The sequence below is a fragment of the Ruegeria sp. AG1 genome, assembly GCF_056541705.1.
Genome location: NZ_JBQFYU010000011.1, coordinates 38,104 through 63,249, shown reverse-complemented (window position 1 = coordinate 63,249; position 25,146 = coordinate 38,104). Strand labels below are relative to the sequence as shown.

Here is a 25,146-nt window from a genome sequence, read left to right as displayed (position 1 = left end):
GAAATCCGAGACCATTATGACCAGACCCATCTTGCCCCCGCGCTTTACCGCGACACCGGACCAGATCAACGCGCAGGTCCACGCCTTCTATGCCCGCGTGCGCGAGGATGCTGTTCTGGGACCGGTGTTCAACAAGCACGTCCATGACTGGCCCGCGCATGAGGGCAAGATTGCCGCCTTCTGGCGCAACGCCATCCTTTTTGAGCGCAGCTACAACGGCAATCCGCAGCGCGTTCACAGCGAAAGGCCCGACGTGCAGCCCGAGATGTTCGCCCATTGGCTGGAGCTATTCGAGGAGGTCGCCACCCAAACCCTACCCGCTGAGATCGCCACCCCTTGGGTCGCGCTGGCACGGCGGATCGGTGTGGGGATGAAGGCAGGCGTGCAATCCGCACGACAGCCCAAGGACGCGCCGCCGATCCTGCGTTGATCTCACGACATGGCGGCTTTGCTGTGTTAGCGGTAAAATAGGGGCTATGCGGTCTGGGAAAATGCGTCTACTCAGGGAAAAGACAGCCCATTTAGCTGCGCCGGCTTAAAGCCACCACACCGACATCGCCTGAGGCCAGATCATGAGCACTCAAAACACCACCCTCCGGGGACTTGGTTTCGCGTTTCTGGGATTCGCGGTCTTTGCCAGCCATGACGCGCTGATCAAAGTGCTGGGCGGGACCTACTCGGTGATGCAGATCATCTTCTTCGCCACGTTGTTTTCCTTTGTACCCATGGCAGTGACGATCCTGACAGACCGCACGACCGGGAACTTCCTGCCACATCATCCGTGGCTGGTGCTGCTGCGCTCGGGTCTGATGGTCACATCCATGGTCTGCGCTTTCTATGCCTTTTCGGTCCTGCCTCTGGCCGAGGTCTACTCGCTGCTGTTTGCCTTCCCCCTGTTCGTCACAGTGCTATCGATTCCGATTCTAGGAGAGGTCGTGCGCGTCCAACGTTGGGCCGCGGTCGGCGTTGGCTTGATCGGTGTTCTGATAGTCCTGCGCCCCGGCGCGACGGATATCACGCTAGGCCACATGGCCGCCCTGACAGCCGCGTTTTGCAGCGCGTTAGGCTCTGTTCTGGTGCGCAAGATCGGGAATGAGGAGCGCTCGGCCGTGCTGATCCTCTACCCGATGCTGCTGGCGATCGTGGTAATGAGCTTGATGCAACCGGCAGTCTACCAGCCGCCTTCGCTGCTGCATCTGGCGATGATGGCACTGGTCGGCGTGTTCTCGGTGATCGCACAACATCTGATCATCCTGGCCTATCGCGCGGCCCCGGCCGGTGTCGTGGCCCCCAGCCAGTACAGCCAGATCATCTGGGCCACCTTGTTCGGCATGATCTTCTTTGGCGAACACCCGGACGGCTGGGTCGCGGTCGGCGCAAGCATCATCATCGCCTCGGGCATCTTCGTCGTCTGGCGCGAAAGCCGGTCGAACACCACCTCGACCAACACGCCGGTTCTGCGCGTGCGGTCACCAAGGTCAGATACCGGCGCATCACGACCCGGCGAATGAAAAACGGCGCGCCAGACAGCGCGCCGATTAGGCGAATTCAAGTGGTTTAGAGCCCTAGTAGACCACCACCGAGCGGATGCTCTCGCCTTTATGCATCAGGTCGAAACCATGGTTGATGTCGTCCAGACCCATGGTGTGGGTGATCATCGGGTCGATCTCGATCTTCCCTTCCATGTACCAGTCGACGATCTTGGGTACATCGGTCCGACCCCGCGCGCCGCCAAAGGCGGTGCCGCGCCAGGAACGACCAGTGACCAGCTGGAACGGACGGGTCGAGATCTCGGCCCCCGCAGGTGCAACGCCAATGATGATCGACTCACCCCAGCCCTTATGCGCTGATTCCAGTGCGTCGCGCATCACGCCGACATTGCCGGTCGCGTCGAACGTATAGTCTGCTCCGCCTTTGGTCAGGTTGACCAGGTAGGGCACCAGATCGCCTTCGACCTCTTTCGGGTTAACGAAATCGGTCATCCCGAACTTGGTGGCCATTTCGACCTTTGATGGGTTCAGGTCGACACCGACGATCTGGTCGGCTCCGGCAAGGCGCAGGCCCTGGATCACGTTCAGGCCGATACCACCCAGACCGAACACGATGGCGCGGCTGCCGATTTCCACCTTGGCGGTGTTGATCACAGCGCCGATGCCGGTGGTAACGCCACAGCCGATGTAGCAGATCTTATCGAAGGGTGCGTCCTCACGCACTTTGGCCAACGCGATCTCAGGCAGGACAGTGTGGTTGGCGAAGGTCGAGCAGCCCATGTAGTGCAGGATCGGATCGCCATCCAAGGTCGAGAAGCGCGAGGTGCCATCGGGCATCAGGCCCTTGCCTTGAGTCTCACGGATTGCCTGACACAGGTTGGTCTTTGGATGCAGGCAGTATTCACACTCCCGACATTCGGGTGTGTAGAGCGGGATCACATGGTCGCCCGGCTTCAGGCTGGTGACGCCCGGGCCGACCTCGACCACGACGCCTGCGCCTTCATGGCCCAGAATGGCCGGGAAAAGTCCTTCGGGATCCGCGCCGGACAGGGTGAATTCATCGGTATGGCAGATGCCGGTGGCCTTGATTTCGACCAAAACCTCGCCCGCCTTGGGGCCTTCGAGGTTCACCTCCATCACTTCCAAAGGTTTGCCAGCCTGAACGGCGACGGCTGCACGGGTGCGCATGGTGCTTGTCTCCCAGTCTTGTTTGACCCGACCCTGCGTCAAATGCAGGGTGTTTTCAACTGCACTTTCATGGCAGATTGGCTAAACATTTGATATTGCAGAAACGACATTGTCATACTGGGGAACGCCAATGCACCGATTTATCCCGATCCTGATCCTTCTGGCCGCCTGCGCCGAAACCTCGACCTTGGAAGGAGCAGACCTTGCGCCCGAGGCCTCGCCTGTGGATCTGGCCTTCTGCAAAGGCGATCCGTTTGCGGATTCCATCGGCCAGCCGGTTTCGACCATTCAGGCCAGCCTGCCCGAGCGCGCGCGGGTGTTGGGACCCAATGACATTGCGACTCAGGATTACCGTATTGACCGGCTGAATGTCTTCGTGAACGGTGCGGGCATCATTCAGCGCCTGACCTGCGGGTAAGCGTGGACTCCGGCGCTGATTCTCGGATAAGAACAAAATGTGAACATTTTGATGTCTGCCGATGCCAAAACGCCGAATACTTTCACTCTGGTTTCCCCGTCTGGGGGCTGAACGGCTGATCCGCGCCGCGCGGGGGCTGCATGTCGGACCTTTGGCCGTAGTGGCTGAGCAGTCGAACATGCAGGTGATCACCTCACTGAACGCGGAAGCTCAGGCCGCCGGGCTACAGGTGGGTCAGCCGGTGCGCGATGCCCATGCCATGTGTGCGTCCCTGATCACGCGGCACCGCAACGCCCCGGCCGAGGCCGCGTTCCTGACCGCGTTGCGCCGCTGGGCAGGCAAGTTCAGCCCTTGGGTCGCTGAAGAGGCTCCGGACGGGCTGATCGTTGACCTCTCGGGCTGCGCGCATCTGTTTGGTGGGGAAGAGGCGTTGCTGCGCGTACTTGAGGTCGACTGCGCCGATATGGGCCTGAGCGTACAGATGGGCATTGCCGACACGTTGGGCGCGGCCTGGGCGCTGGCGCGCTATGCCGGGCAAGAGGCCATCTCCGACCGCAACGGTGACGCCATCAGCCAAGAGGCCCGCGCCACCCGTGCCCGGGCCAGCCAGCGACGACACTGGACCAAGGGCGGGGCCGCACCGCAAGTGGTGGCCTTGGGCGGCGGGGCGCGGATCGCAGCCCCGGGGCAGTCTTATGGGGCGCTCAGCCCGCTGCCCATCGCGGCGCTGCGGCTGGAGGATCAGGTGGTCGCGCAGTTGAACCGTCTGGGCCTGCGGAGGATCGGGGATCTGCTGGGGCAACCGCGCGCCTCCCTTGCCCGCAGGTTCGGGCGGGGGCTGGTTTTGCGGCTGGATCAGGCGATGGGTAGCGCGCCCGAGCCAGTCTCTCCGGCCCGCCCGCCACATCACTTCGCGGTGCGGATGACTCTGCCCAACCCGATTGGTCTGGTCGAGGATGTGATGGCCGCCATCGACCGGGTTCTGCCGACGCTGTGTGCCAAGCTGGAAGAAAAGGGGCGCGGCGTCCGCACCCTGCGGCTTGAGGCTCATCGTGCCGATCAGGCGGCCGAGGTCATCGAAGTTGGGCTGGCCCGGCCAACTCATGACAAACACCGCATTCGCCCTTTGTTAGAGATGAAAGTTGACAAGATCGACGCGGGCTATGGCATTGACATGCTGCGGCTTGAGGCGGTGCAGACGGAACCCATCCACGCCCGCACCATTGCCGGTCATGCCGAGGCCCGCCGTGTGGCCCGCAACCGGCTGGAGGGCAACACCGCCGTCGAAGACCTTATGGCCAAGTTGGGCGCACGGGTGGGACTGGAGGTCATCACTCGGCGTCACCCTGCGGCATCGCATATCCCCGAGAAAACCGCGCAAGTGCTAGCAGCGGCATGGTCCGAACCGGCGCGAGACTGGCCTGCGCCGCCACGCCCGCGCCCCCTGCAGATGTGGCAGCCCGAGCCGGTGATGGCCCCAGAAACCCCGGATGTGCCCTCCGCCTTTCGCTGGCGCGGGCGTGATTGGCAATTGGCACAGGCCACTGGCCCCGAACGGATCGCGCCGGAATGGTGGCTGGACGACCCTAACTGGCGCAGCGGCGTGCGCGATTACTGGGTTGTGGTGACCGAACAGGGGGAGAGGCTCTGGCTGTTTTATGGCCACGGCGGCACCATGTCCGCAGGCTGGTTCTGCCAGGGGCAATTTGGCTAGAAGCCCAAATTAGGGTCTATTTTCCGCGATAAATCAGGATGTCGGGCAGATAGTCCAGCAACCGGATCACCCAGGAAAACGGGGCCGGAAAATCGGTGCGGAACCGGCGGCGCGACATCGCTTTGATCACACGCTCTGCCGCGTCTTCAGCCGACATCAGCATGGGCATTTTGAAATTGTTCTTCTCAGTCAGGCGGGTTTTGATAAAGCCGGGATTGACGATCCGAACCGTCACGCCCGTACCCGCCAGATCAAACCGCATGGTCTCGGCCAGCGAGACCAGCGCCGCCTTGCTAGCTGCATAGCCCACCGCCGCAGGCAAACCGCGATAGCCCGACAAAGAGCCGATCAGAGTGATATCCCCGCGTCCGGCGCTCACGAAGCCCGGCACGGTTTCACCCAACACCCGAAGGGCACCGGTGTAGTTCACGTCGGTCATCGACAAGACCGCCTCGGTATCCCAATCACCGGTGCGCATAGGCTCATAGGCTCCGGCGTTGTAGACAAGACCATCGACCTCTCCGACTTCAGCCACGGCACGGCGCACGGCCTCAAGGTCGGTCACGTCAAAAGGCACCGCACGCGTATTGGGAAGGGTTGCGCAGATCTCGGCCAGCCGATCCGCATTGCGCGCCGACAGGACAAGATGCGCGCCGCGCTCGCTTAGCCCTTGGGCCAAAGCGCGCCCGAGCCCTTCGCTCGCGCCTACAATCCAATACGTCTTTCCTTCGAAACCGGTCATGCCTGCCCCAACGTGGAACCATGAAACAACGCCCCATGCGCGGTTACGGTTCTGCTTCAGCTATCATGTATATTTTACGACCAAGCCAACCGGTCGGATCATCCCCAGCTGAGTGAATTTTGCCACGAAGTCACAATATAGTGCGTTGGGAAATATAATCTAACCTGATTGATCCGCGTCAGAACCTGCTACGTATCCCTAGATAAATGTCGCACTTAAGGGGATCACATGTTCGACGAAACGCGAGGCGAGCGCAAGAAAATCGCAGTCATAGGTGCAGGCATTTCAGGACTCTCCGCAGCTTACTACCTTTCAGAACTGCACGATATTACCGTTTACGAGGCCGAGCCGCGCCTTGGCGGTCATGCCCGAACGGTGATGGCGGGCAAGAACGGAGACCAACCGGTCGATACCGGCTTTATCGTCTTCAACTACGCGACCTACCCCCACCTGACCAAGCTGTTTGATGAGCTGAACGTGCCCGTCGAGAAAAGCGAGATGAGCTTTGGCGCTACCATCGACAATGGCCGCATTGAATACGGGTTGAACACGCTGCGCACTCTGACAGCCCAGAAACGCAACCTATTGCGACCGTCTTATTACAAGATGATCTCGGACATCCTGCGCTTTAGTAAAGAAGCCCCGGATGCGGCGAAGGATGATGACACAACCATTGGAGAACTGGTGGACCAGATGCGTCTGGGTCATTGGTTCCGCCACAACTACCTCATGCCGATGTGCGGCGCGATCTGGTCCACGCCGGTTGAGTTTGTGGATCAGTTTCCGGCCCGCTCGCTGGTGCAGTTCTTCCGCAACCATGCACTGCTGGCCAGCGGCCGCGCCAACCAGCATCAGTGGTACACAGTCAAAGGCGGAAGTATCGAGTATGTGCGCCGAATTGATGCCGCGCTGCGGTTGCGCGGATGCGACATCCGTCTGGCGGCTCCGGTAGATCACGTACAGCGTCATGAGACCGGCGTAACGGTCACCAGCCAGGGCCACGCCGATCAGTTTGACGAGATCATCCTTGCGACCCACTCGGACCAGTCGCTGGCCATTCTGGGCGACGACGCCACAGCGGATGAGGCCGCGGCCCTTGGCGCGATCCGCTATCAGCCCAATCACGCGATCCTACATTGTGACGAAAGCCAGATGCCGAAGCGGCGCGCCTGCTGGTCCAGCTGGACCTATCGCTCACAAGCCGGGGATGTTGGCGTGACCTATTGGATGAACCGCTTGCAGAACATCCCGGACAGCGATCCGCTCTTTGTATCTTTGAACGCGTCTTCGCAAATTGCCGAGGACAAGATTTATGACCAAGTCGAGTTTGCCCACCCGGTTTTCGATAAAGCCGCGCTGAAAGCGCAGGCACAGATTCGCGACATGCAGGGACAGAATCACACCTGGTACGCCGGAGCTTATAACCGGCACGGGTTTCACGAAGACGGGATCGCCAGCGCGATGCATGTCGTCGACCGCTTGCGCGGCGCCCCGCACATAACCGGAGCTGACAATGGCATTCTTGAAAAAGATCCGGCCATCCATGTGGCCGCCGAATAAATCCACTTTGCGCGCAGCACTGCTGTCTCTCGCCTTGCTTTCGTCAGGTGAGGCAGGGGCGTCGCCTCTGTCCAGCGAACTGAGTGATCCCAAGCTTTTGGGCAGCTCGACATTTAGGTTCTTGGGCCTGCCTGTCTATGACGCCAAGCTATTCACGCCTGCTGGAGCGGCATTCAATTGGACCGAGGATTTCGGGTTGCAACTGACTTATCGAAAAAACCTCGCACAAAAGGCTCTTGTAGAGTCGACGCTGGATGAGATGGCAAGGCAAGGCAATCCCGCGCCGACAAAGGCCCAGCTAGAGACCTGTTTTCAAGCAGTCAGCAAAGGTGACAGCTATCTGGCCATATCCGAAGGACCTAACAAAGTTGGGTTTTGGCGCAATGGTGCACAAACCTGCACACTAACCAACACCGGCATCAAGAAATCGTTCATGTCGATTTTTCTTGGCGACAACACTCGGTCCGCCAGTTTTACACGGCAATTGAAGGGGCAGTGATGCTGTATCCCCGGGTCAGCCTCTATGCGCTGATGCTCGCTGCGGCGGGTATCCCGCTCTATATTCACCTGCCGCGTTTTGCGGCGGTGAATTTGGGCATTGGCCTTGGGGTGATCGGAACTGTTCTGCTGGTGATCCGCCTGGTCGATCTTGTGCAGGATCCGCTGATCGGCTGGGCCATCGACCGCTGGCCCGGCGCGCAGCTGCTGTTTGCCGCTCTGGCGGCGCTTGGGCTGGCAGTTGGGTTTCCGCTGCTGTTCGGCCTGCCGGACGGGGCCAGCGTCGGCGCGCTGGTCGCCATCCTCGTACTGCTGTTTTCGGCCTACAGCCTGGGCACCATCCTGCTTTACGGTCGCAGCGCAACTTTGGCCAAACAGGCCGACCCACAAGAGCTGATGCGCCTCGCCGCCTTTCGCGAAGGCGGGCAACTGACCGGAGTCGTTCTGGCCGCCAGCGCTCCGGCCCTGTTCGTTGCCTTCGGCGCGCAGGGGCAGGGCTATCCCGCTTTTGGTCTGTTTCTGGGCGCGCTGGCGCTCCTAACCCTGATCGTCACCATCCCGATATGGCGGCGCACGCCAATCACGGGCGAAGGTATCTCGTTCACCGCGCTCGGACAATCCGGCGCCCTCCGCCTGCTGGTTCTGGCGCTGATCAACAGCCTGCCGGTTGCCCTGACCGCCACGCTGTTTCTGTTCTTCGTCGAGGACAAACTGCAGCTCTCCGGTATGGCCGGCCCATTGCTGATCCTGTTTTTCCTAAGCGCTGGGGCCAGCGTGCCTCTCTGGGCGCGGCTCAGCAATCGGATCGGCCCGAAACAGACCCTGATGATCGCCATGCCGCTGGGCATCGCGTCCTTCATCGGCGCGGCCACCCTCTCGGCCGGAGAGCTGACCACTTTTGCCCTGATCTGCCTGGCCTCGGGCGCAGCGGCAGGGGCGGATATCGTGATCCTGCCCGCCATGTTTTCCGTGGTGCTGACACGCGCGGGGCTGAATGCCTCGGCCGCGTTTGGCATCTGGTCTTTCGCTGGCAAGCTGGGCCTTGCGCTCGCTGCCTTTTTCACCCTGCCCCTGCTGGAACGCAGCGGCTTTTCACCCGGTCAAGCCAACTCGGCACAGGCTCTGAACACGCTCACTTTCGCCTATGCCCTGCTGCCCTGCATCCTGAAGCTGGGCGCATTCGGGATGGTCTTGACCCTGCCTACGGAGGTCCCAGCCAAATGAATACGCTTGTTGTGATTTTGCTCGCCATCCTCGTTGTCGTGGCGATCAAAAGACGGTTCCTGAGCTTTCGCTCACAATCCCCGGCTGACTATTCGGGAACGGGACCAGAGTTTTCCCTGACCAAACACCTGAACGGAGATATCCTGTCCGAGGGGCTGATCTATGGCCCGAACGGCAAGATGTCGAACAGCTTTGTTGCCCGTATGGTCGGTGAATGGGACGGCAACTCCGGCACTCTGGCCGAGTGGTTCACCTATTCCAACGGCAAACAGATGACCCGAAAGTGGTATCTGACATTGGGCACCGGCAACACGTTCACGGCCACGGCAGACGATATCGTCGGTGAGGGCAAAGGCGTGATCTCTGGCTCGACCGTCAAGCTGTCCTACCGGATCATCCTGCCCGAAGACGCCGGAGGGCACACGCTGGACGTGACCGACTGGATGTACCTGACAGAAAACGGAGCGATCATGAACCGCTCAGAGATGCGCAAATTCGGCCTCAAGGTGGCGGAACTGGTGGCAACCATGCGCCCAGCGCCTGAGGTGCAGACCGCTCATGTACCCGGCGCAAACGGGTATGATGCGGACGCTGAAAACAGGCCGCTGCAATGAACCGGTTGCGTTTTCTGATCTCTCTGGTCGCAATCGCCAGCCTGACGCTGCTCGCGGCCTGCTCGGCTAAACCGCGGGTGCCCAAAAGCTTTCTATCCGACCGGCAACTGAACCTTGAAGAGTTCTTCGAAGGCAAAACCGTCGCCTATGGTCAGTTCCAGGACATTCTGGGAAACGTACCGCGCCGTTTCTCGGTTGAGATCGACGGCACCTGGGACGGCGAAACCCTGACGCTGGTCGAGGATTTCATCTACGACGACGGCGCAACCGAACAGCGCATCTGGACCCTGACCAAAACCGGCGAAGACACCTGGACCGGCACTGCTCCGGGTGTTCTTGGTGTGGCCGAAGGGATCGAGCGCGGCGATACCTTCAACTGGAAATACAAAATCGACCTGCCGATCAAAGAGGGCACCATGCGTGTCAACTTTGACGATTGGATGTGGCTTCTGGAAGATGACCGCCTTCTGAACCGCGCCTATGTTTCGCGTTTTGGCGTCCGTATAGGCGAGGTCATCCTGTTCTTCGAGAAACTGTGACGGCCCGACGGGGCCTCGGCGCGCTGATCCGGCTGCTCCGCCCTGTCGCGGTCATAGAAGATAAACTCATCAACCCAACCGAATATCTTGTTCGACTCGGGCTGACGCGGCTCAGAGGGCGGTGGCGCGGCCTTGGCCTTCACTTGAGCACGCTCGACCTCGGCCCACAAGAAAAACAACCCGCGCCGAGTGCCATTGAGATGCTCGGGTATTTTGACCCACACCACCTGTGAAGATTTGCCTGATTTCTGCTCGATTTTTGCCCCCGGGTTTTTTTGACACCCTTTGGCTAAAGGATAGCAAATCTATCTGAATCTGCCAATTTTTTCGAATCGCGCAGGCGGAAATCCACTAAGAAGTCGCCAATTAACACGTTTGAATATAAGTGAAATTCTCGCAAGCAACCAAAGGTGGTGCTACTGACGGGCACCGCCACCTCGGGCGCCTTCCGTTTTGCTTGAGTTAAAGCCGATCCTCAAAAACCTGGTATTGACGCACAAATGTTTCGCTTGGGTGCTAGCCTCCCGTCCTAGACTAAAAGCACTATCATCCATTCCTTCGATCGTTCTGAAAAAAGTGGTGAGCCGTGCAGGATTCGAACCTGCGACCCACTGATTAAAAGTCAGTTGCTCTACCAACTGAGCTAACGGCCCACTCTTTTGTCTGGATCTTTTCGATCCGTGGCGCTCTTTAAGGCATTTTCCCGACCGGGTTCAAGTCCTTATTTTGCACCTCGTTTCGCCAGAGTAATCAGTGTTTCCGGCGACCCGATAGGCGGCCTAATTAGGCAGGTGGCGCAGGGGGGTCAAGCCCTTTTTTCAGGAATCGTCACCGCAGGGTGGATTCATCGCAGGACCAACGTTATATGCCCGCCATGCAACAGAGACTCGATACCGGTTTGCCCTTCATGAAGATGCACGGGCTGGGCAATGACTTCGTTATTGTCGACGCGCGCGCGCAGGCGACGCCGATCAGGGCTGCATTGGCAAAAGGAATCGGACACCGGCAGTTTGGTGTGGGATTCGATCAGTTGGCCGTGATCGAAAACGGAGCGGCTGACGCGCATCTCGTGTTCTACAACGCGGACGGGTCGACCTCGGCCGCTTGCGGGAACGCCACACGGTGTATCGCCCGTTTCCTGATGAAAGAGAGCGGCAAAACAAACCTGACCCTGACGACCGAACGCGGCACGTTATACGCGCAGGATGCAGGCAACGGCCTGACCTCGGTCAATATGGGGCAGCCCCAGCTGGACTGGCAGGACATCCCGCTGGCCGAAGAGATGGAAACGCTGGAACTGCCGATTGAGGGCGCGCCCTCGGCAACAGGCATGGGCAACCCCCATTGCACGTTTTTCGTGGACGACGCCGAAGCGATTCCCCTGGCCGAGTTCGGCGCGCGGTACGAACACCATCCCCTCTACCCCGAACGCACCAATGTGCAGGTGGCGCAGGTGATCGGACCGGACCACATCCGTATGCGCGTCTGGGAGCGTGGTGTGGGCATCACGCTGGCCTCAGGGTCTTCGTCCTGTGCCACGGCCGTTGCTGCGGCCCGGCGCGGTCTGACGGGGCGCAAAGTGCAGATCGAGCTGGACGGCGGCACAATCTGGATCGACTGGCGCGATGATGGCGTCTGGATGATCGGGCCGACCTGCCATGTTTTCTCGGGCACTCTGACCCCGGAATTTCTGAGGTCACTGGGATGAGCGCCCCGAAATTCACCACTCTGGGCTGTCGCCTGAACGCCTATGAGACGGAGGCGATGAAAGAGCTGTCTCAGCAAGCGGGTCTGCAAGATGCGGTGATCGTGAACACCTGCGCCGTTACAGCCGAGGCGGTTCGCAAGGCCCGACAAGAGATTCGCAAGCTGCGCCGCGAAAACCCCAACGCGCGCCTGATCGTAACCGGATGCGCTGCGCAGACGGAACCGCAGACCTTCTCGGCCATGGACGAAGTTGATGCGGTGATCGGCAATACCGAGAAGATGCAGCCCGACACCTGGAAAGGCATGGCGGCTGATTTCATCGGCGAAACCGAAACCGTTCAAGTCGATGACATCATGTCGGTCACCGAAACGGCAGGGCACCTGATTGACGGGTTCGGCACCCGCTCACGCGCCTATGTGCAGGTCCAGAACGGCTGTGATCATCGCTGCACCTTCTGCATCATCCCCTATGGCCGCGGGAACTCACGCAGCGTGCCGGCTGGCGTGGTCGTGGATCAGATCAAACGGCTGGTCGACAAAGGCTATAACGAGGTCGTCCTGACCGGCGTTGATCTGACCTCATGGGGCGCTGACCTGCCTGCACAGCCCAAACTGGGCGATCTGGTCATGCGCATTCTGAAACTCGTGCCCGATCTGCCGCGCCTGCGCATCAGTTCGATCGACTCGATTGAGGTGGACGAAAACCTAATGCAGGCCATCGCGACCGAGCCTCGACTGATGCCGCATCTGCACCTGTCTCTGCAGCATGGCGACGACCTGATCCTGAAGCGGATGAAACGCCGCCACCTGCGCGATGACGCCATCCGTTTCTCCGAAGAGGCGCGCAGCCTGCGCCCCGACATGACCTTTGGCGCCGACATCATCGCTGGCTTCCCCACGGAAACCGAGGCGCATTTCGCAAACTCCCTAAAACTGGTCACGGAGTGCAACCTGACCTGGCTGCACGTTTTCCCCTACTCCAAACGCGAAGGCACGCCAGCGGCGCGCATCCCGCAGCAGGTCAACGGCAAGATCATCAAGGACCGCGCCGCCCGCCTGCGCAAAGCCGGAGAGGCGCAGGTCGCCAAACACCTCTCAGCCCAGATCGGCCAAACCCATCACATCCTGATGGAAAACCCGCATATGGGCCGCACTGAACAATTCACCGAGGTTAGTTTCGACACCCCCCATCCCGAAGGCCAGATCATCACCGCGACGATCACCGGACAAACAGCAACCCAGCTTCAAGCCTGATCCTTTCTTCATCTGGCCAAAAATACCTCGGGGTGAATTGGCCGCAGGCCAAGAGGGGCTGGCCCCTCTGCCACCTGAAAAAGAAAAACCCCCGCAACCGGATAGGCGCGAGGGTTTTCAGTTTCAAAAGCTCAAAAGCTTCACTGCTCGCGCAGCTTGCCTTTGTGCGGTGCCCACAGGCGCTTGTTGACCAGATATAGCAGCACCGACAGGACGGTCAGGAAGATCACGCCGACAAAACCAGCGTTCTTGCGGTCCGTCAGCTTGGGCTCCGCAGCCCACATCAGGAAGGCTGCGACGTCTTCGGACATGGCTTCGACAGTGGCCGCGTGGCCATCGGCGAATTCAACCTGATCTTCGGACAGCGGCGGGCCCATCGAAATCCAGCCTCCAGGGAAGGCCTTGTTTTCGTAAAGGATCGTGCCTGCCTCTTCCTTCTCCTCACCAGTGTAGCCGTCCAGCAGAGAGGCGATGTATTCCGCGCCGCCCATGCCTTTGACCAGCTGGTTGATGCCCAGACCATAGGGGCCGTGGAAGCCCGCGCGGGCTTTTGCCATCAGGCTCAGGTCCGGCGCGCCAACTCCGTTGTTCGCCGGGAAGTGGTCGGTCGGGATTGCCGGGCGGAAATCGTCCAACTCCGGATCGAAAACCTCGAAATTGTCCGCCGCGTAAGTGATCACCTGCTCTTCACTGTAACCCAGCGCTTCCAGATCGCGCAGAGGAACGTATTGCAGGCCGTGGCAGGCCGCGCAGACTTCGGTATAGACCTGAAGTCCGCGTTGCAGCTGGTTCTGATCCCAAGTTCCAAACGGACCCTCAAACGAGAAGTCGAAATCCTCGATATGAGTGTCATAGTCGCCTGCCGCAAAAGAGGCGGCAGGGGTTAGAGCCAGGGCAAACGCAGCGCCGATTGCAAGTTTCTTGAACATGTTTCCGGTCCCTCTTCTTACTCGGCCGGCGTGGCGTCGGCGTCAGCCTTGCCATAATGCGCGTTGAAGTCTTCTTCGATGGTCTCAGGCGGGGCCAGAGGTTTCTCGATCACGCCAAGCAGCGGCAGGATTACGAGGAAATAGGCAAACCAGTACGCGGACGCGATCAGCGAGAAGGTCGCGTAGGGCTCTTCCGCGGGCATCGCACCCAGCCACATCAGGGCAAAAAAGTCGATGATCAGCAGGTAGAACCACCATTTGAACATCGGACGATACCGACCCGAACGCACGGTCGAGGTGTCCAGCCAAGGCGCCAGCGCCATGGCCAGGATCGCACCGAACATCGCCAGAACACCGAAGAATTTCGCATCAATGATGCCGCCGGTGATGAAGCTGGCGAACTGAACAACCCAGACCTCACCGGTGAAGGCGCGCAGGATCGCGTAGAACGGCAGGAAGTACCATTCGGGCACGATATGTGCAGGCGTCACAAGCGGGTTGGCTTCGATATAGTTATCGGGGTGACCCAGATAGTTCGGCATGAAGCCCACGATGGCCCAGAACACGACCAGGATGACCGCCAGAGCGAACAGATCCTTGATCACGAAATACGGCCAGAAGGGCAGCGTGTCTTTTTCGGCCTCGGCTTTCGAACCGCGACGTACCTCAACACCCGTGGGGTTGTTGTTGCCGGTGGTGTGGAAGGCCCAGATATGCACGATAACCAGCGCCGCAATGATGAACGGCAACAGATAGTGCAGCGAGAAGAAGCGGTTCAGCGTGGCGTTATCCACTGCGGGTCCACCCAGCAGCCATGTCTGCAGCGCATCACCCACAAACGGGATCGCGCCAAACAGGCCGGTGATCACGGTCGCACCCCAGAAGGACATCTGACCCCAGGGCAGAACGTAGCCCATGAAGGCTGTGCCCATCATCATCAGGTAGATCAGCATACCGATGATCCACGTGATCTCACGCGGGGCTTTGTAGGAGCCGTAGTAAAGACCACGGAACATGTGAATATATACCGCAACAAAGAACAGCGACGCGCCGTTCATGTGCAGATAGCGGATGAAATAGCCACCATTCACGTTACGCATGATGTGTTCGACGCTGGCAAAGGCCAGATCGACATGCGGCGTGTAGTGCATAACCAGCATGATGCCGGTAACGATTTGCAGCACCAGGCAGAAGGCCAGAACGATGCCCCAGATCCACATCCAGTTCAGGTTCTTGGGTGTGGGAATCATCAGGGTGTCGTACATCAGGCCGACGATAGGCAGGCGGCTATGCAGCCACTTTTCGCCGTTTGACTTCGGCTCGTAGTGATCGTGGGGAATGCCGGACATAAGTTGGGTCTCCCTTAGCCGAGTTTAATGGTTGAAGCGTCGACCCACTCGACCGGTGGGATCGGCAGGTTCTCAGGCGCGGGGCCTTTGCGGATCCGGCCTGCCAGATCGTAGTGCGAGCCGTGGCAGGGGCAGAACCAGCCGCCAAAGTCGCCTGCATCACCCAGAGGCACGCAGCCCAGGTGGGTACAAACGCCCATCTGAACGATCCACGCGCCCTCTGCCTCGCCTTCGGGCGATGGCATGACGCGGTTAGCGTCGGTCGCAGGTGCATCTGCGTTGATGTTGAAGTTCCGGGCCAGCGGGTCTGGCAGGTTACCTACCGCTTCTTCGTCCTGCTGCTGCGCTTCGGCGATTTCAGCGCCGGTGCGGTGACGGATGAAGACCGGTTTACCCAGCCACTTGACCGTCAGCTGTGTACCCGGCTCAACCCCGCTTACATCCGTACGGATCGAGGACAGAGCCTGCACATCCGCCGACGGGTTCATCTGATTGATCATAGGCCATACCGCAGCACCGGTCGCTACGACCCCTGCGCCGCCCGCGACGTAGTACAGGAAATCTCTGCGGGTGCCTTCGTGGTCTTCTACGTGGGACACGAGGTTTTCTCCGATTGTCTAGCGCCCGTGCGAACGGGCCAATAGCTGGAACCCGGCACGGATGCCGGGTCTTAGCGGAATTCTCTACCGAGCAGAATAGTATTCGTCCAGCGGTGTTGAATGCGCAATACGCCGCATCTGCGTAATTTATCATCGCGCGGGGCAGTCTTTTTGATGTTTCTCGTCCTCATGTTTCAACGAAGCGTCGAATCAGCCCCGCTTGATTCGCGCCCTGTGACCCCAATCTGACCGGGACCAGCGAACCTGGGCCGACAGCACAAGCGGGTCGCATTGGTGCGAAAACCTGAAAAATCCGACATACGAAACCGGGTTTGTTCAGCAACAAATCATATGCCTGAAATAGACGATTTTTAGCACCGCGAACGGGCCTGTTTCCTGTTGCACTTATTGCGCGAATACCTGATGCCCGGTTTCGCGCGAACGCCGATCAGGAGACACCCCATGTCAAAGACCCACTTGGCCGCCGCTCTGTTAACGATTTCTATTTCGACCCAAGCCACCGCGGCCGGAGACCCCGCCAAAGGCGAAAAACTCTACAACCGCTGCTCGGCCTGCCACGCGATCATCAAGGATGGCGAGGTTCTGGTCAAAGGCGGCATCACAGGCCCCAACCTATACGGGGTTGTGGGCCGCACCGCCGGATCCGAGAACGACTATCGCTATGGCAGCGAACGCCTACCCATCGGCATGTTCACCGACGACATGATCCGCGCCGGTGACGCAGGTCTGGTCTGGACCGAGGAAAACATCGCCGCATACTCCGAAGACCCGATCGGGTTCATCAAAGAGTTCCTGCAGGACGATACCGCCCGCCCCAATATGAGCGTGAAGCTCAAGAAAGGCGCGGACGACATCGCCGCCTATCTGGCGACGTTCAGCCAGTAAGGTTTACGTCACAGGGCGCGTGGCGACCATGCTCGGACGCGCGTCAAACTCGGCAAACCAGGTTGCGAGGGCATCATTGCCCTTGCGCCAGCCTCGCGCATCATGACGCAGATCCAGATAGCCCAGCGCACAGCCAACGGCCACTTGCCCCATGTCCAGCGGACCCGACAGATGCGCCATCCAGCGCTGGTTCAGGACGGCACAGGCGCGCTCAACCTTGACCCATTGCGAGTCTACCCATTCATCCCATTGCTTGTCTTCGGGACGCAGCCGGCTTTCATAGGTCATCAGAAGCGCGGCATCCAGAACGCCATCTGCCAGTGCCTCAAGCGTCAGAACATCCCAGCGCCGCGCACCCTCGGGATAAAACCGCCCCCCGGCGCGGTCATCCAGAAAGGCGCAGATCACGCGACTGTCGAATAGGGTCGGGCCGTCGGGCCGCTCCAGCGCCGGAACCTTGGTCAAAGGAGCCTTTCCGATTAAGGGCCCTGCCGGGGTTAAAGGTGTACCTGCCACCGTTTCCAACTCAACATCCTCTAGCTGTTCTGTTTCATGCAACAAAACCATAACCTTACGGACATAGGGCGAAGTCAGACTGTGATAGAGTTTCATGCGCGCACTCCTTTGTTTGGGCCGACCTTACAACAGGGTACGGAAAACAAAAGCCGTCATTTCCCCGAGAGCTCTACAGCGCGCATCAACGCCTGTAGGGCCTGCACCTCCGAGCCGATTCCAAAACTCCCGACCTGCTCCGCCGCCCGCATCCGAACGTCATCGGGCTTGTTCTGGTTAAGCTTCCACGTGCCCTGAATGTCCTCGACCCGCATCCGGCAGGGCAGAATCATCCGCATCATCCGCTCCAGCGCGTCGCCCTCCATCTTGCTGCTGTGCCAGGGCAGCTTCGGGCGCAACCGGTCTTCGAAAAACGCCGACTGCCGGTCCAGCAGGTTTGGCATCTCCTCCGCCGGGCGCAATTCCAGAAAGCCGGTTAGGTGAACGGCGACATAGTTCCATGTCGGCACCTGATCGCTCACCTCATACCAATCGGGCGACACATAGCTATCCGGTCCAGAAACCGCGATCCGGGCTGCCTGCGGTGCCTTCAGCAGCCGAACAATCGGATTCGACCGGACAAGATGTAGCTCAGCCACCGAGCCATCCTCGGACAGCAGAAACGGCACGTGGCTGATCAATGGCGCGGCATCCGTCGACACGGCCAAGACGCCAAAGGCGCGTTCGCGAGCAAAGGCGATATGTTGGCTGATCTCCTCAGCGCGAAATGCGGGATTCGGGTGCATGAGATTCCTCCTGCCAAATCTCTTGCAGAGGAGGCCCAATCTATGCAAGGTCCGCCTCGTTCTCAGGGCGGGGTGAAATTCCCCACCGGCGGTATGCGGGCGTTGACCCGCAAGCCCGCGAGCGGCCTCACCGTGTTTACGGAGAGGTGTCAGCAGATCTGGTGAGAGGCCAGAGCCGACGGTTAAAGTCCGGATGAAAGAGAACGTGCCAGATGCGTCGGTGAAACGGCGTGTCTGCTCGTGATCGCCTTGGGTGAAGTGTCTGTTTTACTAAGGAGATCCTGATGACACACACCCGCTATGCTTTTGTCAAAGCCAACTGGCATTCCGATATCGTCGATCGCGCGCTTGAGGGGTTTCTGGAGCTCATCCCAGCCGATCAGGTTGACGTGCTCGACGTCCCCGGCGCGTTTGAAATGCCCCTGATCGCGCGTGATTTGGCCCAAACCGGTCAATACGCAGCCGTCGCCTGCGCTGCCTTCGTGGTTGATGGAGGCATCTACCGTCACGATTTCGTGGCCCAGGCCGTGGTTGATGGCCTGATGCGCGCAAGCCTCGACACAGGCGTCCCGGTCCTGTCGGTCTCGCTCACTCCACACCAATATCAGGAAACCGACCACCACAACGCCATCTACCGCGACCACTTCGTGCAAAAAGGGCGTGAGGCCGCCAACGCCGCCCTCAACATCACGAAAACCCGCCAGGCGATCAAGGCAGCCTGATCCTTCTTCTGTTTGAAAATACCTCGGGGGAGGCGCGCTTGCGCGGCGGGGGCAGAGCCCCCTCTCCCCATTTCAAACGCAAATCCACTTGAGGCCAAAGGCTCTCCCCGCTAATCACAACCCCGCAAAGGAGCCCGCCCCATGTCGATGAACAGCTTTGGACACCTCTTCCGCGTCACCACCTGGGGCGAAAGCCACGGGCCCGCTTTGGGCGCGACGGTCGACGGCTGCCCCCCCGGCGTGCAAATCGACGAGGCGATGATCCAGCACTGGCTGGACAAGCGCAAACCGGGGCAGAACAAGTTCACCACCCAGCGGCGCGAACCTGATCAGGTCAAAATCCTGTCCGGCGTGTTCGAAGGCCAGACCACCGGCACGCCCGTTCAGCTGATGATCGAAAACACCGACCAGCGCTCGAAAGACTACGGTGATATCATGGAAAAGTTCCGCCCGGGACATGCCGATATCACCTACTGGCAGAAATACGGCATCCGCGACTATCGCGGCGGAGGGCGCAGCTCGGCGCGCGAAACCGCATCGCGCGTCGCGGCGGGAGGGCTGGCGCGCGAAGCGATCAAACAGATCGCGCCCAATGTGCAGATCACCGGCTATATGACCCAAATCGGCCCGCATAGGATCGACCGCGGCAATTTTGACTGGTCGCAGATCGAACAGAATCCGTTCTGGACGCCAGACGCCAAGGCCGCCGAGAATTGGGCTGACTATCTGGACGGTCTGCGCAAGTCCGGCAATTCGGTCGGTGCGGTGGTCGAAGTGGTGGCGCGCGGCGTCCCCGCCGGGATCGGCGCGCCGATTTATGCCAAGTTAGACACTGATCTCGCCGCCGCGATGATGTCGATCAACGCTGTTAAAGGCGTCGAGATCGGCGAAGGCATGGCCGCCGCTGAACTGACCGGTGAGGCCAACGCGGATGAGATTTTCATGGGCCAGAACGGCCCGCAATACAGCTCGAACCACGCCGGTGGCATCCTTGGCGGGATCTCCACGGGGCAGGATGTCGTGGTGCGCTTTGCCGTCAAACCGACTTCGTCAATTCTGACCACGCGCAAGACGATCACCAAATCCGGTGAGGAAACCGAGATCATTACCAAAGGCCGCCACGACCCTTGCGTCGGTATCCGCGCTGTGCCTGTGGGGGAGGCAATGATGGCCTGCGTGATCCTTGACCATCTGCTGCTGCACCGAGGCCAGATTGGCGAGAACCGTGGACATATTGGCTGATCTGCGCACACGCCTGCGCGGCATCGTCGCGCAGCGTATGCAAACCGATCCCGCACATGATCTGGCCCATCTGGACCGTGTCTGGCGAAACGCGCAAGCGATTGCAGACGATAAGGCGGACATGGCCGTGCTGCTGGCCGCCAGCTATCTGCATGATCTGATCAACCTGCCAAAGAACGACCCGAACCGCCACCTGGCCTCTCGCCAATCCGCTCAGGAATCAGAGTCTATTCTAAAGGAATTGGGCTTTTCTGACGCGCAAATCCAAGCCACCCAACACGCGATCGAGACGCACAGCTTCTCGGCCAACATTCCACCCCGCACATCCGAAGCCCGCATCCTGCGAGATGCGGACCGGCTCGATGCGCTGGGGGCCATCGGTATCGCGCGCACTTTTGCGGTCGCGGGTGCGTTGGGCCGGGATCTCTACGACCCCGAGGATCCTTTTGCCAAGGCGCGCGCTCTGGACGATCTGAATTTCTCAATCGACCACTGGAAAGTGAAACTGCTGAGCCTGCCCGACGATATGCTGACCGAGGCGGGCCATGCTCTGGCGCAAGAACGCCGGGCGCAGATGCTTGAATTCCTCAGGGCCTTCGCGGATGAAATCGGCCACCCTGTCCCCGACGCCTGGAATTCCCCCTGATTGGTACAATCCCGTCGTTGATCTTTCCGCGCCAAAAGCGCAGGTTCCCGGCCAATGGCACAATCCTTGACATCGCACCGCCCCGCTCTTGCTGTGGGCCTGAAATTGACCGCCTTGATGCTGTTCACCTCGATGTCGGCCTTGGTCAAAGCGTTGTCCGAAGATTTTCCACCGGGTGAGCTGGTATTTTTCCGGTCTCTCCTGGCGATTCCCGTCATCATCGCCTGGCTGATTTGGCGAGGGGAGCTGTCGCAGGGTTTTGTCGTGAAGAAACCTATGGGTCATTTCTGGCGCGGCGTTCTGGGCACCAGCGCGATGGGCCTGACCTTTACCGGCCTCAGCCTGCTGCCTCTGCCCGAGGTCACCGCCATAGGCTACGCGACCCCGATTTTCACTCTCGTCCTGGCCGCATTGCTGTTGGGTGAGCGCATTCGCATGATCCGCATCGGTGCGGTGATGCTAGGGCTGGTGGGGGTTCTGATCATGCTCTGGCCCCGGCTTGGCAGCACCGAGATGGAGGTGGCGGCAACGATTGGCGCCCTTTGCGTTCTGGCCGCGACCATCGCGCGGGCCTTTGTGCAAATCCATATCCGGCAATTGGTCAAGGTCGACCACCCCGCCGCCATCGTGTTCTATTTCTCGATCACGGCAACGCTGCTTTCATCGCTGACCGTGTTTTGGGGTTGGACCATGCCGACACTGGATCAGGCTCTGTTATTGGTCGTTGTGGGTCTGATCGGTGGGGTTGCGCAGATCCTTGTGACCTCGTCCTATCGGTTTGGTCAGGCATCGATGCTGGCGCCTTATGACTACACCACCATGCTGTTCGCCATTGCGATCAGCTATTTCTGGTTCGATGAGCTGCCGACGCTGGCGATCTTGCTGGGTGCGGCACTGGTGATCGCGGGCAATGTGGTCGTGGTTTGGCGCGAACATCAGCTGGGGTTGGAGCGCGGCAAGGCGCGGTCTCTGACCGACCACAAACCGTGACTTTACCTTTTGCTAACTTCGCTTAGTTTGAGCGCAACAATCAATGAGGGCTCCGCATGAGTGACGCACAAGACCACAAGGAAAAGATGCAAGAGGTGCAGGCCAAGCACCGCAAGAAAGTGTCCGAAGCGGTCGACCCCGACCGCGGTCTGGTGCTGATCAATACCGGCAAGGGCAAGGGCAAATCCTCGGCCGCTTTTGGAGTGGTCATCCGTGCGCTTGGCTGGGGTCAGAAGGTGGCCGTCGTACAGTTCATCAAGGGCAAATGGAAAACCGGCGAGCGGCGTTTTTTCGAAGAACGCGATCTGGTGACGTGGCACACGATGGGCGAAGGCTTTACTTGGGACACTCAGGATCGGGAGCGCGACATCGCCGCCGCCACAGCCGCGTTCGACAAGGCTTGCGACCTGATGGCCAGCGGAGACTACGATTTGGTCGTACTGGATGAGATCAACATCGCGCTGCGCTATGAATACCTGTCGGTTGAACGTGTGATCGAGGGGCTGAACGGCCGCTCTGACAAGACCAGCGTATTCCTGACGGGCCGCGACGCACCGCAAGAGCTGCGGGACTATGCCGATCTGGTCACCGAGATGACCGAAGAAAAGCACCCGTTCCAAGCCGGGATCAAAGCCCAGCGTGGCGTGGACTACTGATCGCGCGCCCTTTTGGGTGTTTCTCTGACAACATCGTCCGAGGGCTGTTGGTTCAGCTCTCGGCATTTTTCTGCGTCGCAGGTTTTGCGATCCAGATAGGCCTCGACATCCGAGGCCAGCGCGTCGCAATCGCAGGACGCGCAACACGGGTCGGATAGTAGCTCTTCAAATCTGGTACGCATCGGTGCCCTCGGTCGTTCCCGGAACGGTGGCAGGCCATCACGACTGAACTTGCTGAGCCCACAGACCGCCCCGGAACCATGTGCTTGATCGGTTCATCTGGCGTTGATTTTTTCTGACTGTTTTTGTTGGTTTTTACAAGGGAAAACGACCGGGCAAGCCAGCGAGACTGTTTTTCCCAAAAAACAGAGCCTAAAAAAGGAAAAAGCCGCGCAGAACAGCGCGACTTTGAGCAGTGGGAGACAGGTTGGATTCAGGCCGCTGCGGTCTGTTCAGGCGCGCTGAGCGAGATCACAGCGACTACAGCGGCCCCGTTCAGCCAGTAGAACAGCGCGTCGATTCCCGAAAAGCCGAGCAAGCTGGGGACCAACAGGAAGGTCACTCCAACGGCCAGATCCACGGCCAGATGCAGCTTGTAAGGTAGCACCCGCCAAATCCCCAGGTGATGGTCAGTGAGCACCGTCAGGACGAAAGCGGCAATGCCGGTAACAACGGACAGCCACAGTGCCAGCGGGTTGGATTGGCCCAGACCAAGCACAAAAGGCAGCACCATCAGCGCAACGGCAACAGGATAGTCGAGATAGGCGTGAATATTGCGGGTAACAAAACGGAGGGACATTTGGATTTCCTTTCCTCAATCAGGGACAGATCAAGAATAGGAACGGCGCTTGGAGCGTAGCAGCCCAGATCGTTTTCAAAACATTGCAGATCGTTCAGAAGTATCGGTGGATCAGTGCATCTCGCGATAAGCGGCGGGGGACACTCCGACCTGTTTCTTGAACACCCGCGAAAACGCCGCCTCAGACGCATATCCGGCCTCGGCTGCGGCATCGGCCACGTTCCAACGCCCCTCGGTCAGACCGTGGCAGGCGATCTGCATCCTCCAGTCCGTCAGATATTGCATCGGGGTGGTTCCCATCTTCTCGGCAAAGAGCTGAGCAAAGGCCGTGCGCGACATCGCGGCCTCATTGGCAAGGCTGGCCACGCTCCACTCTTGCGCGGGGGCTTGGTGGAACGCGGTTAAAGCGCGCGAGATCCGCGGGTCGGCAAATCCGGCCAGGGCGTCATCGCCGGGGCTTTGATGTTCCAGATAGGCCCGGATCGCTTGTGCAAACAGCACTTCGGACAGTTTCAGGGCAATCAGGTCACCGCCAATCCGCGCGCCGGACACTTCTGAGCCGATCATGCGCAGGGTGGCCTCAATCCACGATCCCGCTTCTTGTCCGTAGTTCTGGATCAGGATGTAGGGCGGCAGCCGGTCGATCAGCATATGACCGGTGCCATTCCGGCCAGCCTGTCCCGTGAAGGAAAAATGCCCACAGATCAGTTGGGTGTCGCGTTCCTCATCCCCGCCGCCATAGACCAGAACGCCTTCACCGGTATAGCCCGCGATGTCGAGGACTTGCTCTAACGGCAGAGCGTCAAACGGCCTGACCTCATTGCACAGCAGCGCATGTTGCGCGCCATGCGGGATCACGATCAGGTCGCCCTGTTTCAGGCGCACGGTCTCGCCAGTTGCCGGGATGTGGACCTTCAGCTCTCCGCGTTGGACGAAATGAAACCGGGCCACGTTTTCAAAGCCGGGCACCTGAATCCCGAAAGGCGGGGTAAAGGAGGTTCGGAAATAGAACGTACCACGCAGGGACAGGCGGGTGAGGATATCGCTGAGTAGGTCCAACATAGGCCAAAGATACAGCGCAGCGCGCCAAGGTCCATGCTGTTGAACGATCTGCAAAACACTCTGCACGATCTGCAACAAAAACCCCCGCCGAAGCGGGGGTTTCAGGTCTTATCAGGAGCGGACGAGTTTCTCGTAATCTTCCGCGATTTCGCGGGTCAGATCGCCAACCTCAAAGGTGTAGTCGCCGATTTGCCCGACCGGAGTAACCTCGGCCGCCGTACCGGTCAGCCAGCATTGCTCGAAATCAGCCATTTCCTCGGGCTTGATGCGGCGCTCATGCACGGTGATGCCTTTGTCTTTCAGCATCTGGATCACGGTCTGGCGGGTGATGCCGTTCAGGAAGCAATCCGCCAGCGGTGTGTGGACCTCACCATCCTTGACGAAGAAGACGTTGGCCCCGGTGGCCTCGGCCACATAGCCGCGCCAGTCCATGAACAACGCATCCGAGCAGCCCTTGGCCTCGGCCTTGTGCTTGGAGATCGTGCAGATCATGTAGAGGCCCGCCGCTTTGGCGTGAACCGGAATGGTCTCGGGGCTAGGGCGCTTCCATTCCGCGATGTCCAGCTTGGCGCCCTGCATCTTGGCGTCGCCGTAGTAAGCTCCCCACGGCCAGACGGCGACAGCCATCCGCACGGGGTTCTTGGCCGAGGCCACGCCCATATCCTCGCCCGAACCACGCCAGACCAGCGCGCGGACATAAGCGTCCTGTAGGCCGCTGGCTTTCAGGGCCTCTTCCTTGGCGGCCTCGATCTGATCCACATCGTAGGGCATCGGCATATCCAACGCCTCGGCCGAGGCGATCAGACGTTCGGAATGTTCCCGGCTTTTGAAGATCTTGCCGTTATAAGCGCGCTCGCCCTCGAACACGGACGAGGCGTAGTGCATCGCATGTGTAAGGATGTGGACATTGGCCTCGCGCCATGGGACCAGCTTGCCATCCAACCAGATGGTGCCATCACGATCATCATACCCCGCCATGCGAAACCTCCTGAACCGGGTT

Annotated in this window: 28 protein-coding genes, 1 tRNA gene, 1 pseudogene and 1 riboswitch; of the genes and pseudogenes, 17 read left to right on the top strand and 13 right to left on the bottom strand. The window is 59.8% G+C overall.

The genetic code is table 11. The features are described from left to right. Positions 1 to 16 precede the first annotated feature (16 nt). Positions 17 to 430 carry a group III truncated hemoglobin gene (locus ACR0B5_RS16750; protein ID WP_480541969.1) on the top strand — a complete coding sequence of 138 codons (414 nt, stop codon included), beginning with the start codon at positions 17 to 19 and terminating at the stop codon, positions 428 to 430. A 142-nt stretch (positions 431 to 572) separates the two neighbouring features. After that, a complete protein-coding gene (locus ACR0B5_RS16745) occupies positions 573 to 1,511 on the top strand; it encodes a DMT family transporter (RefSeq protein WP_480541967.1) in 939 nt (312 codons plus the stop codon). 54 nt (positions 1,512 to 1,565) lie between these two features. Here the strand turns inward: ACR0B5_RS16745 and ACR0B5_RS16740 are convergent, their stop codons facing one another. Next, complete coding sequence (locus tag ACR0B5_RS16740) at positions 1,566 to 2,678, bottom strand: S-(hydroxymethyl)glutathione dehydrogenase/class III alcohol dehydrogenase (protein WP_480541965.1); 1,113 nt, start codon at positions 2,676 to 2,678, stop codon at positions 1,566 to 1,568. Between the two features lie 130 nt (positions 2,679 to 2,808). Here ACR0B5_RS16740 and ACR0B5_RS16735 point away from each other — a divergent pair, with 130 nt between their 5' ends. Both ACR0B5_RS16735 and ACR0B5_RS16730 read left to right on the top strand, forming a co-directional pair. After that, positions 2,809 to 3,096, top strand: a complete 288-nt coding sequence (locus ACR0B5_RS16735) for an I78 family peptidase inhibitor (protein ID WP_480541963.1) — start codon at positions 2,809 to 2,811, stop codon at positions 3,094 to 3,096. Between the two features lie 61 nt (positions 3,097 to 3,157). Then, a complete protein-coding gene (locus ACR0B5_RS16730; RefSeq protein WP_480541961.1) occupies positions 3,158 to 4,810 on the top strand; it encodes a DUF6504 family protein in 1,653 nt (550 codons plus the stop codon). A gap of 16 nt (positions 4,811 to 4,826) precedes the next feature. Here the strand turns inward: ACR0B5_RS16730 and ACR0B5_RS16725 are convergent, their stop codons facing one another. Beyond that, entirely contained in the window at positions 4,827 to 5,552 is a 726-nt protein-coding gene (locus ACR0B5_RS16725) for an SDR family NAD(P)-dependent oxidoreductase (protein ID WP_480541959.1), read from the bottom strand. A 228-nt stretch (positions 5,553 to 5,780) separates the two neighbouring features. On the opposite strand from ACR0B5_RS16725, the gene ACR0B5_RS16720 reads away from it, so the two are divergent. From ACR0B5_RS16720 to ACR0B5_RS16700, 5 genes are read left to right on the top strand one after another with little or no spacing between them, the layout of a single operon-like run. Then, the gene (locus ACR0B5_RS16720) at positions 5,781 to 7,112 is read left to right on the top strand and encodes an NAD(P)/FAD-dependent oxidoreductase (RefSeq protein ID WP_480541957.1); all 1,332 of its coding nucleotides are present in this window, start codon (positions 5,781 to 5,783) and stop codon (positions 7,110 to 7,112) included. Continuing rightward, complete coding sequence (locus tag ACR0B5_RS16715; protein ID WP_480541955.1) at positions 7,096 to 7,611, top strand: hypothetical protein; 516 nt, start codon at positions 7,096 to 7,098, stop codon at positions 7,609 to 7,611. Before ACR0B5_RS16720 ends, ACR0B5_RS16715 begins: the two co-directional genes overlap by 17 nt. Beyond that, entirely contained in the window at positions 7,611 to 8,834 is a 1,224-nt protein-coding gene (locus tag ACR0B5_RS16710; RefSeq protein WP_480541953.1) for an MFS transporter, read from the top strand. The genes ACR0B5_RS16715 and ACR0B5_RS16710 overlap by 1 nt, the downstream gene beginning before the upstream one ends. Beyond that, positions 8,831 to 9,448 carry a DUF3833 domain-containing protein gene (locus tag ACR0B5_RS16705; protein ID WP_480541951.1) on the top strand — a complete coding sequence of 206 codons (618 nt, stop codon included), beginning with the start codon at positions 8,831 to 8,833 and terminating at the stop codon, positions 9,446 to 9,448. The genes ACR0B5_RS16710 and ACR0B5_RS16705 overlap by 4 nt, the downstream gene beginning before the upstream one ends. Continuing rightward, complete coding sequence (locus tag ACR0B5_RS16700; RefSeq protein ID WP_480541949.1) at positions 9,445 to 9,987, top strand: DUF3833 domain-containing protein; 543 nt, start codon at positions 9,445 to 9,447, stop codon at positions 9,985 to 9,987. The genes ACR0B5_RS16705 and ACR0B5_RS16700 overlap by 4 nt, the downstream gene beginning before the upstream one ends. 577 nt (positions 9,988 to 10,564) lie before the next feature. On the opposite strand, the gene ACR0B5_RS16695 is transcribed toward ACR0B5_RS16700, so the two are convergent. After that, positions 10,565 to 10,640: transfer RNA gene (locus tag ACR0B5_RS16695), tRNA-Lys, on the bottom strand. 212 nt (positions 10,641 to 10,852) lie between these two features. On the opposite strand from ACR0B5_RS16695, the gene dapF reads away from it, so the two are divergent. Both dapF and mtaB read left to right on the top strand, forming a co-directional pair. After that, the gene (gene dapF, locus ACR0B5_RS16690) at positions 10,853 to 11,695 is read left to right on the top strand and encodes a diaminopimelate epimerase (RefSeq protein ID WP_480541947.1); all 843 of its coding nucleotides are present in this window, start codon (positions 10,853 to 10,855) and stop codon (positions 11,693 to 11,695) included. Beyond that, positions 11,692 to 12,948 (top strand): tRNA (N(6)-L-threonylcarbamoyladenosine(37)-C(2))-methylthiotransferase MtaB, encoded by a 1,257-nt coding sequence (mtaB, locus tag ACR0B5_RS16685; protein ID WP_480541945.1) that lies wholly within the window; start codon positions 11,692 to 11,694, stop codon positions 12,946 to 12,948. Before dapF ends, mtaB begins: the two co-directional genes overlap by 4 nt. 140 nt (positions 12,949 to 13,088) lie before the next feature. On the opposite strand, the gene ACR0B5_RS16680 is transcribed toward mtaB, so the two are convergent. The 4 genes and pseudogenes from ACR0B5_RS16680 to ACR0B5_RS16665 form a co-directional block, all read right to left on the bottom strand. Beyond that, complete coding sequence (locus ACR0B5_RS16680) at positions 13,089 to 13,877, bottom strand: cytochrome c1 (RefSeq protein ID WP_170644066.1); 789 nt, start codon at positions 13,875 to 13,877, stop codon at positions 13,089 to 13,091. 17 nt (positions 13,878 to 13,894) lie between these two features. After that, positions 13,895 to 15,226: a cytochrome b gene (petB, locus tag ACR0B5_RS16675; protein WP_170379706.1), complete on the bottom strand. Its 1,332-nt coding sequence runs from the start codon at positions 15,224 to 15,226 to the stop codon at positions 13,895 to 13,897. Positions 15,227 to 15,240: 14 nt separating this feature from the next. Then, on the bottom strand, positions 15,241 to 15,825 hold the full coding sequence (gene petA / locus ACR0B5_RS16670) for a ubiquinol-cytochrome c reductase iron-sulfur subunit (protein WP_170379708.1): 585 nt from the start codon (positions 15,823 to 15,825) through the stop codon (positions 15,241 to 15,243). A gap of 210 nt (positions 15,826 to 16,035) precedes the next feature. Continuing rightward, positions 16,036 to 16,134: pseudogene (locus tag ACR0B5_RS16665) on the bottom strand (hypothetical protein); the annotation flags it as partial. A gap of 153 nt (positions 16,135 to 16,287) precedes the next feature. Between ACR0B5_RS16665 and ACR0B5_RS16660 the strand changes: the two are divergent. Then, complete coding sequence (locus ACR0B5_RS16660; protein WP_480541942.1) at positions 16,288 to 16,731, top strand: cytochrome C; 444 nt, start codon at positions 16,288 to 16,290, stop codon at positions 16,729 to 16,731. Positions 16,732 to 16,734: 3 nt separating this feature from the next. On the opposite strand, the gene ACR0B5_RS16655 is transcribed toward ACR0B5_RS16660, so the two are convergent. Together ACR0B5_RS16655 and ACR0B5_RS16650 are read right to left on the bottom strand one after the other, a co-directional pair. Beyond that, the gene (locus ACR0B5_RS16655; RefSeq protein WP_480541940.1) at positions 16,735 to 17,343 is read right to left on the bottom strand and encodes a glutathione S-transferase; all 609 of its coding nucleotides are present in this window, start codon (positions 17,341 to 17,343) and stop codon (positions 16,735 to 16,737) included. A gap of 56 nt (positions 17,344 to 17,399) precedes the next feature. Beyond that, entirely contained in the window at positions 17,400 to 18,029 is a 630-nt protein-coding gene (locus ACR0B5_RS16650; RefSeq protein WP_480541938.1) for an FMN-binding negative transcriptional regulator, read from the bottom strand. Positions 18,030 to 18,083: 54 nt separating this feature from the next. Then, positions 18,084 to 18,238, top strand: a riboswitch (FMN riboswitch). Positions 18,239 to 18,313: 75 nt separating this feature from the next. Here ACR0B5_RS16650 and ACR0B5_RS16645 point away from each other — a divergent pair. The 5 genes from ACR0B5_RS16645 (at position 18,314) to cobO (ending at position 22,285) form a co-directional block, all read left to right on the top strand. Continuing rightward, entirely contained in the window at positions 18,314 to 18,751 is a 438-nt protein-coding gene (locus tag ACR0B5_RS16645; protein ID WP_480541936.1) for a 6,7-dimethyl-8-ribityllumazine synthase, read from the top strand. 141 nt (positions 18,752 to 18,892) lie between these two features. Next, positions 18,893 to 19,993: a chorismate synthase gene (gene aroC / locus ACR0B5_RS16640; RefSeq protein WP_170472822.1), complete on the top strand. Its 1,101-nt coding sequence runs from the start codon at positions 18,893 to 18,895 to the stop codon at positions 19,991 to 19,993. Then, the gene (locus ACR0B5_RS16635) at positions 19,977 to 20,639 is read left to right on the top strand and encodes an HD domain-containing protein (protein ID WP_480541934.1); all 663 of its coding nucleotides are present in this window, start codon (positions 19,977 to 19,979) and stop codon (positions 20,637 to 20,639) included. Before aroC ends, ACR0B5_RS16635 begins: the two co-directional genes overlap by 17 nt. Before the next feature lie 54 nt (positions 20,640 to 20,693). Further along, complete coding sequence (locus ACR0B5_RS16630; RefSeq protein WP_480541932.1) at positions 20,694 to 21,629, top strand: DMT family transporter; 936 nt, start codon at positions 20,694 to 20,696, stop codon at positions 21,627 to 21,629. Between the two features lie 56 nt (positions 21,630 to 21,685). Next, positions 21,686 to 22,285 carry a cob(I)yrinic acid a,c-diamide adenosyltransferase gene (gene cobO / locus ACR0B5_RS16625; RefSeq protein ID WP_480541930.1) on the top strand — a complete coding sequence of 200 codons (600 nt, stop codon included), beginning with the start codon at positions 21,686 to 21,688 and terminating at the stop codon, positions 22,283 to 22,285. On the opposite strand, the gene ACR0B5_RS16620 is transcribed toward cobO, so the two are convergent. The 4 genes from ACR0B5_RS16620 to ACR0B5_RS16605 form a co-directional block, all read right to left on the bottom strand. After that, positions 22,279 to 22,467 (bottom strand): hypothetical protein, encoded by a 189-nt coding sequence (locus ACR0B5_RS16620; RefSeq protein WP_209251694.1) that lies wholly within the window; start codon positions 22,465 to 22,467, stop codon positions 22,279 to 22,281. The two genes, cobO and ACR0B5_RS16620, sit on opposite strands and share 7 nt — an antisense overlap. A gap of 251 nt (positions 22,468 to 22,718) precedes the next feature. Further along, complete coding sequence (locus tag ACR0B5_RS16615) at positions 22,719 to 23,084, bottom strand: SPW repeat domain-containing protein (protein WP_480541928.1); 366 nt, start codon at positions 23,082 to 23,084, stop codon at positions 22,719 to 22,721. A 111-nt stretch (positions 23,085 to 23,195) separates the two neighbouring features. Beyond that, complete coding sequence (locus ACR0B5_RS16610) at positions 23,196 to 24,146, bottom strand: AraC family transcriptional regulator (protein WP_480541926.1); 951 nt, start codon at positions 24,144 to 24,146, stop codon at positions 23,196 to 23,198. A gap of 111 nt (positions 24,147 to 24,257) precedes the next feature. After that, positions 24,258 to 25,124: a branched-chain amino acid aminotransferase gene (locus ACR0B5_RS16605; RefSeq protein WP_170494362.1), complete on the bottom strand. Its 867-nt coding sequence runs from the start codon at positions 25,122 to 25,124 to the stop codon at positions 24,258 to 24,260. Positions 25,125 to 25,146 lie beyond the last annotated feature (22 nt).

What these genes read in the sequence shown, in the direction of transcription:
- ACR0B5_RS16750 (WP_480541969.1), top strand. Translation starts at nt 17, where the DNA reads ATGACCAGACCCATCTTGCCCCCGCGCTTTACCGCGACACCGGACCAG.
- ACR0B5_RS16745 (WP_480541967.1), top strand. Translation starts at nt 573, where the DNA reads ATGAGCACTCAAAACACCACCCTCCGGGGACTTGGTTTCGCGTTTCTG.
- ACR0B5_RS16740 (WP_480541965.1), bottom strand. Translation starts at nt 2,678, where the DNA reads ATGCGCACCCGTGCAGCCGTCGCCGTTCAGGCTGGCAAACCTTTGGAA.
- ACR0B5_RS16735 (WP_480541963.1), top strand. Translation starts at nt 2,809, where the DNA reads ATGCACCGATTTATCCCGATCCTGATCCTTCTGGCCGCCTGCGCCGAA.
- ACR0B5_RS16730 (WP_480541961.1), top strand. Translation starts at nt 3,158, where the DNA reads ATGCCAAAACGCCGAATACTTTCACTCTGGTTTCCCCGTCTGGGGGCT.
- ACR0B5_RS16725 (WP_480541959.1), bottom strand. Translation starts at nt 5,552, where the DNA reads ATGACCGGTTTCGAAGGAAAGACGTATTGGATTGTAGGCGCGAGCGAA.
- ACR0B5_RS16720 (WP_480541957.1), top strand. Translation starts at nt 5,781, where the DNA reads ATGTTCGACGAAACGCGAGGCGAGCGCAAGAAAATCGCAGTCATAGGT.
- ACR0B5_RS16715 (WP_480541955.1), top strand. Translation starts at nt 7,096, where the DNA reads ATGTGGCCGCCGAATAAATCCACTTTGCGCGCAGCACTGCTGTCTCTC.
- ACR0B5_RS16710 (WP_480541953.1), top strand. Translation starts at nt 7,611, where the DNA reads ATGCTGTATCCCCGGGTCAGCCTCTATGCGCTGATGCTCGCTGCGGCG.
- ACR0B5_RS16705 (WP_480541951.1), top strand. Translation starts at nt 8,831, where the DNA reads ATGAATACGCTTGTTGTGATTTTGCTCGCCATCCTCGTTGTCGTGGCG.
- ACR0B5_RS16700 (WP_480541949.1), top strand. Translation starts at nt 9,445, where the DNA reads ATGAACCGGTTGCGTTTTCTGATCTCTCTGGTCGCAATCGCCAGCCTG.
- dapF (WP_480541947.1), top strand. Translation starts at nt 10,853, where the DNA reads ATGCCCGCCATGCAACAGAGACTCGATACCGGTTTGCCCTTCATGAAG.
- mtaB (WP_480541945.1), top strand. Translation starts at nt 11,692, where the DNA reads ATGAGCGCCCCGAAATTCACCACTCTGGGCTGTCGCCTGAACGCCTAT.
- ACR0B5_RS16680 (WP_170644066.1), bottom strand. Translation starts at nt 13,877, where the DNA reads ATGTTCAAGAAACTTGCAATCGGCGCTGCGTTTGCCCTGGCTCTAACC.
- petB (WP_170379706.1), bottom strand. Translation starts at nt 15,226, where the DNA reads ATGTCCGGCATTCCCCACGATCACTACGAGCCGAAGTCAAACGGCGAA.
- ACR0B5_RS16660 (WP_480541942.1), top strand. Translation starts at nt 16,288, where the DNA reads ATGTCAAAGACCCACTTGGCCGCCGCTCTGTTAACGATTTCTATTTCG.
- ACR0B5_RS16655 (WP_480541940.1), bottom strand. Translation starts at nt 17,343, where the DNA reads ATGAAACTCTATCACAGTCTGACTTCGCCCTATGTCCGTAAGGTTATG.
- ACR0B5_RS16650 (WP_480541938.1), bottom strand. Translation starts at nt 18,029, where the DNA reads ATGCACCCGAATCCCGCATTTCGCGCTGAGGAGATCAGCCAACATATC.
- ACR0B5_RS16645 (WP_480541936.1), top strand. Translation starts at nt 18,314, where the DNA reads ATGACACACACCCGCTATGCTTTTGTCAAAGCCAACTGGCATTCCGAT.
- aroC (WP_170472822.1), top strand. Translation starts at nt 18,893, where the DNA reads ATGTCGATGAACAGCTTTGGACACCTCTTCCGCGTCACCACCTGGGGC.
- ACR0B5_RS16630 (WP_480541932.1), top strand. Translation starts at nt 20,694, where the DNA reads ATGGCACAATCCTTGACATCGCACCGCCCCGCTCTTGCTGTGGGCCTG.
- cobO (WP_480541930.1), top strand. Translation starts at nt 21,686, where the DNA reads ATGAGTGACGCACAAGACCACAAGGAAAAGATGCAAGAGGTGCAGGCC.
- ACR0B5_RS16620 (WP_209251694.1), bottom strand. Translation starts at nt 22,467, where the DNA reads ATGCGTACCAGATTTGAAGAGCTACTATCCGACCCGTGTTGCGCGTCC.
- ACR0B5_RS16615 (WP_480541928.1), bottom strand. Translation starts at nt 23,084, where the DNA reads ATGTCCCTCCGTTTTGTTACCCGCAATATTCACGCCTATCTCGACTAT.
- ACR0B5_RS16610 (WP_480541926.1), bottom strand. Translation starts at nt 24,146, where the DNA reads ATGTTGGACCTACTCAGCGATATCCTCACCCGCCTGTCCCTGCGTGGT.
- ACR0B5_RS16605 (WP_170494362.1), bottom strand. Translation starts at nt 25,124, where the DNA reads ATGGCGGGGTATGATGATCGTGATGGCACCATCTGGTTGGATGGCAAG.